Raw genomic sequence first — 3,730 nt, forward strand, 5'->3', positions numbered from 1 at the left:
ATTTTATGTCCATCTTTTATTTATGATTTTTCCAATGGCAAGTATGTTTTTCTATTATATAAAGAAACTTATACAAAAGTAGGCCAAGCAATGACATAACTATTATTCCTGCGTACATTTGCTTGTACTCTCTTTTTGCCATTGTATCTAGGATAAAATATCCAAGGCCGTCAAAAGACGCAAAGGTTTCTGAAAAGAACAAGACTGAGATTGCTGTTCCTACGCAAATTCTCATAGCAGTCAGAAGGTCGGGAAGAATATATGGCAAAATCAAGTCTAGCAGGATATCTTTGAAAGATTGACTAAGCGAATATATGGATATGAATAAGTCGCTTGGAAGATTTCTTACGGAATCAATTACTACTAGAAGCAATTGGAAAGAAATTATTGAGCTTATTAATACGATTTTTGATATATTTCCTAGTCCAAAAAATAATACCAAGACTGGCAAAAAAACTACTTTTGGGATGGGGTATAGGGTTGACACAAGGGGATAGAGTAAGTGATAGACCTTATCTTTGTAGCCAATAAAAATTCCTAGTGGAACAGCGATAAGTAAGGATATTGCTAAACTTATAATAATCCTAATAAAACTAATACAAGTATGGATAAGTATATTCCCATCACTTACTATATCTATAAGTCCGTCCAAAGTTTCCAAGGGGCTTGGCAAAAATGCCTTGTTCACTAGCATACTTATAATTTGCCAGCAGAGGAAAAATATTAAAAAACTAAAAACTTTGTTGCTAAATTTCATATAAATCCTCTTTCAATTTATTGTGCAATAGAGTATAGATTTCCTTCTTATTAAATTTGCTAAGGTCAAAAAACTCGTAATTCCTTTTTGGAGATAAAACTAAGACCTTGTCCGAAACTTCGAGGGCTTCGTCTATCTGATGGGTTACTAAAATAGATGTTATGGTATTTTTACTAAGTAGGGATATGTAGTAATCTTTCAATTTTTCTCTTGTTATTTCATCTAAGGCAGAGAAAGGTTCATCCAATAGCAAAACATCTGGCTTTGTTACCATAGCCCTTGCTAGGGCAACTCTCTGCTTTTGACCACCAGATAGCTCGTAGGTATATTTATCTTTAAACTCAGCAAGGTTGAAATATTCTATAATAGTATCTATTTCTTCTTTTGTTATCACCATCTTGTTTTTTAAGAATTTTCCTGGCAATTCAATATTTTGACGGACAGTTTTCCAATCAAATAACCCATAATTTTGTAAAATTATCTTAATACTCACATCAGGCCTTGTTAAACTCCTATTTTTATAAGTAATTTCTCCTTGGTACTCGCAATATATCCCAGAAAGAAGATTCAATAGTGTGCTTTTCCCACACCCTGAATGTCCTATTATTGCCCATCTTTCATTTTTGTATATTTGCCAATTTAGGTTTTCTATTACATACTTGCTTTCATTTTTGTATCTAAAGCTTAAATTTTTGATATCGTATAATAAATCACTCATCTTTATCCGTAAATTCTGTACTAACCAAATCTTCGTAAGAATAAGCCTTATCGATAAGTTTTTTTTCTACCAACCAATCACTTACTCTTTTGACCTCTTCTTTGCTAGGAACCTTGTATGGAGTAAAGGTTGGAGTTTTATAGGTATCTTTTATATCATCTGCAACTCTAGCATTTTTTATAGCAAGGTCCTTGTACTTGTCTGGATTTTTGTTGATTTCATCCATGCTATTAAAATATACTTTCATAAAGCTTTTAAGCTCGTCCTTATGACTATCAATAAATTCATCTCTAGCTAGGATAACTGATTGTGAAAAATTATCGCTTAGGAGAGTATCATCAATTACAGGTTTACAACCCTTTTTTATAGCAAAACTTGCAAGGGGATCAGGAAGTATAGCACAATCTATGTCCTTACCCTCAAGAACAAGTTCCATCCTTAGCAAGAGATCTGGAATATTAACTTTTTTAATTTTAGAAGAATCTAAACCCAGACTATTTTCATATTGGTACATCAAATAATCCATCATGGTATTTTCAGATATGGCGACTTTTTTTCCGTACAAGTCCTCTGGCTTGGTAATTTCACTCTTTGGTGATGAAACTACAACAAACCTTCCCTCTTTGACATTAGCTCCGAAGGCATAGGAAAGCACCTTGGTATCAAGACCTGCTTTTTTCAATAATGATTGGACAATCATATCATTCATTATAAGGTCAAGTTGGCCTGCTTCCATAGCCTTGGATTGGTCAAGACTTGACTTGAATGGGAAAAGCTCAACATCAAGACCAGCCTTAGAGAAAGCACCTTCTTCATTAGCAACAACCAAAGGCAAGATATCATCAATAGCAAGGATACCTACCCTAATTTTCCCCTTGTTTTTTTCAATTTCTCTACTAGTTTCGTTCTTATCAGGAGCTTTTGATATTTGTTGGTCTTTATTCGAACAAGAAGCTAGAACCACCAGCAAAAGCACAAAAATCATTGATAAAACGTTTTCTCTAACTTTTTTCATAAATCACCTCTTTTTAATATTTGTTGCTAATATTATAACATAAAATAATAAGTGATTTTAATAAATTGACCAATAAAACTAAAAACTGATCCATAATTCAAGTTGCTTAGCTAATTAATCCTTGCTTTATCTATAAATAATAATAAAATAAAATAGAATATATAAGTATAGTTTAGCAATGAGGAAAAAATATGGATGAATTTATAATATTAATTCCTGCTCTCAATCCTCCCAAAGACCTACTAAGTTCTTACATTTATGAACTAAAAGAGAAAGGCTTTAGGAGAATCCTTCTAGTAAATGATGGAAGTAGGGCGGAATATGATGATTACTTTGAAAAATTAAAGAAAGATGGGGTTGATGTCTTTACCCACTATAAGAATTTTGGTAAGGGAAGAGCCTTAAAGAACTCTTTTAATTATATTTTAAACACTTATGACGATTTTTCTTATGTGATTACTGCTGATTCTGATGGACAACATAGGGCAGAAGATGTGCTAAAGATAGCTAATATCGCCAAAGAAAAAGACCTTGCTATGTACTTGGGTTCAAGGGATTTCAACGAAGAAGGCGTGCCTTTCAAATCATCCTTTGGAAATAAGACAACAAGTCTAGTCTATAAGCTTATGTTCTATGATAAGATTTCTGACACCCAAACAGGTCTTAGGGCTATACCAAAGGCCTACCTAGAAGATTTTCTTGACCTTCCAGGAGAAAGATTTGAATATGAAATAAATATGCTCATCAATTGTTCACAAACAAAGAAGAAAATGGTGGAAATTCCAATAGCTACAGTTTACTTTGACAACAATAGCGAAACCCACTTCAACCCGATTAAGGATTCGATAAAAATCTACAAGGTTATGTTAGGAACATTTTTTAAATTTATCCTAGCCTCCATATCCTCTTTTATAGTTGATATAGGTGCTTTCACTATTTTGACAAAAGTCCTAGCAGGAGTTTTGCTTAACTCAAGCAAAATAATCTGGGCATCAACAGGCCTTGCTAGGATAATTTCAGGAATATTTAATTATAATATCAACAAAAATCTGGTCTTTTCGGATAATAAGAAAGAAAAGAGCAAGTTTATAAAGTATGCGACTTTGTGGTTATGCCAACTTATACTTTCAGCATTTTTTGTGGATATGATTTTTGAAAGAGTAAATATGAATGCAAGTCTAATTAAGCTTATAGTTGATACTATTATTTTCTTGCTTTCTTTTACGATACAGAATAAGTT

Annotated in this window: 4 protein-coding genes; 1 reads left to right on the plus strand and 3 read right to left on the minus strand. The window is 32.6% G+C overall.

From position 1 onward, the window contains the following. Nucleotides 1–16: 16 nt before the first annotated feature. The 3 genes from Q0W95_RS07690 to Q0W95_RS07700 are packed head-to-tail and all read right to left on the minus strand — an operon-like array spanning nucleotide 17 to nucleotide 2,490. On the minus strand, nucleotides 17–757 hold the full coding sequence (locus Q0W95_RS07690) for an ABC transporter permease (RefSeq protein ID WP_297791513.1): 741 nt from the start codon (nucleotides 755–757) through the stop codon (nucleotides 17–19). Continuing rightward, nucleotides 747–1,475: an ATP-binding cassette domain-containing protein gene (locus tag Q0W95_RS07695; protein WP_297791515.1), complete on the minus strand. Its 729-nt coding sequence runs from the start codon at nucleotides 1,473–1,475 to the stop codon at nucleotides 747–749. Before Q0W95_RS07695 ends, Q0W95_RS07690 begins: the two co-directional genes overlap by 11 nt. After that, nucleotides 1,468–2,490 (minus strand): ABC transporter substrate-binding protein, encoded by a 1,023-nt coding sequence (locus tag Q0W95_RS07700; RefSeq protein ID WP_297791517.1) that lies wholly within the window; start codon nucleotides 2,488–2,490, stop codon nucleotides 1,468–1,470. Before Q0W95_RS07700 ends, Q0W95_RS07695 begins: the two co-directional genes overlap by 8 nt. A 191-nt stretch (nucleotides 2,491–2,681) precedes the next feature. Here Q0W95_RS07700 and Q0W95_RS07705 point away from each other — a divergent pair. Beyond that, the coding region (locus tag Q0W95_RS07705; RefSeq protein ID WP_297791519.1) for a glycosyltransferase at nucleotides 2,682–3,730 on the plus strand (1,049 nt) is incomplete at its 3' end.

This window comes from uncultured Anaerococcus sp., from assembly GCF_947253225.1.
Classification (GTDB): Bacteria; Bacillota; Clostridia; order Tissierellales; family Peptoniphilaceae; genus Anaerococcus.